Genomic DNA, 3,585 nt, shown 5'->3' with positions numbered 1-3,585 from the left:
AGTCTTGCTGCAACAGGGAAAGGGCACATGACCGATGTCGCAATTCTCGATATCCTTCACCAGAAAACGCCTGCTGTAAATATAATTTGGGAACCAAAGACATTCCTTCCTTTCCATCCAAACGGAATGAAATATTGCGCCATTAAAAGATGCTGGCATCGACATCAATCAGGTAACCAAACAACTCGAAGAAGAAGGGATAGAAAAATTTATAGCCCCATACAACAAATTACTAAATGCAATAGAAGAACAATTAAAACGCTAATAAAAACCTAGTTTATGGAAAACACAAAATCGAACCCCCATACTAAGTATCCTGTACCGCCATTTCCAAAACAGGAACAAGAAAACCCTGGAACCGAAGATCAATTGACGCCAACGGCAGATCATGGTGAAAAGAGCTATAAAGGTTCAGGTAAACTTACTGGTAAAAAAGCACTTATTACTGGTGGTGACTCCGGTATTGGCAGGGCTGTAGCTATTGCTTTTGCCCGCGAAGGTGCTGATGTACTTATTTCCTATCTTGATGACATGGAAGATGACGACGCCAATGATACCGCAAGGTATGTACGTGAGGCTGGGCGTAAGGCCGTGCTTGTTAAAGGCGATATCAGTAAAGAGTTACATTGTAAGGAGTTGGTAGAAAAAGCTATCGAAGAATTTGGCCAGCTGGATATCCTTGTGAACAATGCTGCCTTTCAAATGGCCAGAGAAACCCTGGAGGATATTCCTTCTGATGAATGGCGTTATACCTTTGACACTAATATCCATCCAATGTTTTACTTGAGTAAAGCTGCAGAACCACATTTAAAACCCGGCAGCAGCATCATCAATACCACATCGGTAAATGCCTATTCGCCTTCTGAAAAATTGTTGCCTTATGCGGCCACCAAAGCTGCCATACAAAATTTTACGGCCAACTTAAGCCAGATCTTACTAGAGGCAGGAAAAGGCATTCGTGTAAATTGTGTGGCACCGGGACCAATCTGGACACCATTGATTCCTTCTACCATGCCAGAACCAGAAACTTTCGGCCAGGACACCCCAATGGGCCGTCCGGGGCAGCCTGTGGAAGTAGCATCTGCCTATGTTTTTCTGGCTTCCGATGATGCCAGTTATATTTCAGGCGCCACTATTCCGGTTACGGGGGGTAGAATAACCATTTAATCACAAATTTAATATATCGTGCAGGCGCTGTTGGTTAAACAGCGCCTTTTTACAGATCAGGAGTTTGCGAGCTCTTTAAACAGTTCTAGCTGTTTAGGTGTTAATTTCTCCGGTATCTTTATTTGAAAGGTCACATACATATCGCCAAATTCACCGTCTTTTTTATAAACAGGAAATCCTTTACCTTTCAATCTTACCTTGGTGCCATTTTGTGTGCCGGCTGCTATCTTTAATTTTACCTTTCCAGACATGGTGTCAATGGTGGTGTCTCCGCCTAACACAGCGGTATAAAGATTGAGGTCAGCGGTTACATTCAGGTCGTTGCCAGTGCGTTTAAATACCGGGTCATCTGTAACGATGATGGTGATGAACAAGTCGCCATTAGTGCCACCCGCCTTACTTGGCGCACCCTGACCTTTCAATTTAATTACCTGCCCGTTTGCTATACCTGCCGGAATGGTAATCCTGATCTGTTTCCCGTTTACCGTTAAGGTTTGTTTATGTGTGGTATAGATATCACGAAGCCTTAATTGCAGTTCAGCCTGGTAATCCTGCCCTTTAGTTCTGCCACCGCGTGTAGAGCGCCCACCAGTTTGCCTGCCGAACAGTGATTCGAAGAAATCGGAAAAGCCACCACTTCCAAAATCAGTGTCTGTTTCGAAACCTCCACCAAAAGGGTTTCCGCCTCCACCGAAAGGATTGCCTCCTTCATATCTATGCTGTCCCTGCGCCCGTCGTTGCTGCTCAAATTGATCGGCATTTCTCCAGTTTTCCCCATACTCATCGTATTTCCGGCGTTTTTCCGGGTCGCTCAGCGCCTCGTTTGCCTCGTTAACCATTTGAAACTGTTTATTAGCTTCTTTATCGTCAGGGTTCACGTCAGGATGATACTTGCGGGCAAGTTTCCGATATGCTTTTTTGATCTCCTCCTGTGAAGCCTTCTTGTCAACTCCGAGTATTTTGTAATAGTCGATAAATGCCATAACGCTTTATTCTATAATCAAATTTAACGAAATGAAACCACAAATACCCAGCAAAAAGAAGCCGTCTTAAATCTAAATTTAAGACGGCTTCATTACGTTACGGAAACAGGTTACATATTTACAATCAGTTGTGCTGCCAAAGGGTATTCTGTATCACTTGGGCTCACCATTCCTCTAACAAGTACGGTGTAATATTTGCCAGCTGCCACTTCTACATTAGGTATGCTTGTTTTAACCTGACCAGTGCTTTTATCTACCACATTCAACGTGTATTTTGCCGGTGCCAAGGCTACAAATGCACTTATAGATTTATAAAACTGGTTAGCTATTACAGTAGTCCCGCCACTAATCACTAAATCCAATGCATTCGCATCAGGCGAAAGGTTAACAAAACGAATAGCCCCCTGCGTAATCACACCAGCTATTTCATCCTTCGATAATATCCCATCCAGTTGACCAGCCCGCCCTGTTAAAAAGTAGGTGTAGGTGCCATTAGAGTTTAATGTTATACTTTTAGACAATAGACTTTCTGTTGTACCGGCAGAGGTGAATTTAGAGGCATAAGTAGCCGATTTCACCTGAACGTAAGGAACAGAACCGCCTAAAGGAAGTGCAGCAGGATTCATTTTCACATCATCCATATAAAAATTATAGGTAGCCAGACCTGGTGAAGCATTTACAATGCTTATGAAACTGGTACCACTTTCAGGCGCTGTCTTATCCGTCTCCTTATCCTTTTTACAAGATGAGAAAGCTAAAGTAAAAAGCAGGCCAAAAGAAAGAATTGCGTTGGTAGAAAATTTCATCATAAAATATTAATTTTAAGTACTTCAAATATCGCGCTAATCTAGTAAAATCACTTTAAAAGCACGCTTTTACAAGGTAAATTTATGGTGATGTATTTGCCGTAAAAAATTCTTTGCTAATCACCACCACGGTATAAGTACTTGCCGAAACAATCGTCTGGTAAACATAATTATCACCAGTATAAACAGTCAATGTTTGCCCCTCAATAGTTTGGGGCAGCGATGCTGTTGATTGCGTTGCCTTGATAGCTTCAACAAGCCTGGTGTAGGTTTCCTCATCCGGCGCCTGGTAATACACTCGATTTACAGGTAGTGTACCTGCCCAATGTATACGCAGCCAGGCAAGGGCTTTCTTTTGGTCAGTTTCCAGGTTGCCAAAAGAAAAGGTGCGGTAATCATCCCCATCCATGCTTCCCGAAAGTTCGGCATTAAGCTTCCAGCCCTCTTTTATTAAGGAGTCACTAACCTGGCTTGCCGGTTTGTTTACATAGGCCTCCAGGCGCTGCAAATTAATTGGCAGCGTTGCAATATCCTGGGCGCGCGCCGTAAACAACACCAAACAAAGCAATAAAGTACAGGTATACCTGATCATATTAGGCCTGAAGGTCCTCCATAATATCGTGAATTTT

General features: G+C 43.0%; 5 protein-coding genes. 2 read left to right on the top strand and 3 right to left on the bottom strand.

Annotated elements, in window-relative coordinates:
* A partial coding sequence (locus ACR2F3_RS06115) for a hypothetical protein (protein WP_432709092.1) occupies positions 1-276 on the top strand: 276 nt, incomplete at its 5' end.
* 3 nt (positions 277-279) lie between these two features.
* On the top strand, positions 280-1,167 hold the full coding sequence (locus ACR2F3_RS06110) for an SDR family oxidoreductase (protein ID WP_432709091.1): 888 nt from the start codon (positions 280-282) through the stop codon (positions 1,165-1,167).
* A gap of 56 nt (positions 1,168-1,223) precedes the next feature.
* Here the strand turns inward: ACR2F3_RS06110 and ACR2F3_RS06105 are convergent, their stop codons facing one another.
* The 3 genes from ACR2F3_RS06105 to ACR2F3_RS06095 all read right to left on the bottom strand — a co-directional run.
* Complete coding sequence (locus ACR2F3_RS06105) at positions 1,224-2,150, bottom strand: DnaJ C-terminal domain-containing protein (protein ID WP_432709090.1); 927 nt, start codon at positions 2,148-2,150, stop codon at positions 1,224-1,226.
* Between the two features lie 110 nt (positions 2,151-2,260).
* Complete coding sequence (locus tag ACR2F3_RS06100) at positions 2,261-2,959, bottom strand: DUF4397 domain-containing protein (RefSeq protein ID WP_432709089.1); 699 nt, start codon at positions 2,957-2,959, stop codon at positions 2,261-2,263.
* 79 nt (positions 2,960-3,038) lie between these two features.
* Positions 3,039-3,585: hypothetical protein (locus ACR2F3_RS06095; protein WP_432709088.1), on the bottom strand; the 547-nt coding region annotated here is incomplete at its 5' end.

Source organism: Pedobacter sp., assembly GCF_045627485.1.
Taxonomy (GTDB): Bacteria; Bacteroidota; Bacteroidia; order Sphingobacteriales; family Sphingobacteriaceae; genus Pedobacter.
The sequence above is the reverse complement of the archived record's forward strand: the minus strand, read 5'-3'. Positions and strand labels throughout refer to the sequence as shown.

Excerpts from the sequence above, each read along its gene's own strand:
- ACR2F3_RS06100 (WP_432709089.1), bottom strand. The coding sequence starts at position 2,959 with ATGATGAAATTTTCTACCAACGCAATTCTTTCTTTTGGCCTGCTTTTT.
- ACR2F3_RS06110 (WP_432709091.1), top strand. The coding sequence starts at position 280 with ATGGAAAACACAAAATCGAACCCCCATACTAAGTATCCTGTACCGCCA.
- ACR2F3_RS06105 (WP_432709090.1), bottom strand. The coding sequence starts at position 2,150 with ATGGCATTTATCGACTATTACAAAATACTCGGAGTTGACAAGAAGGCT.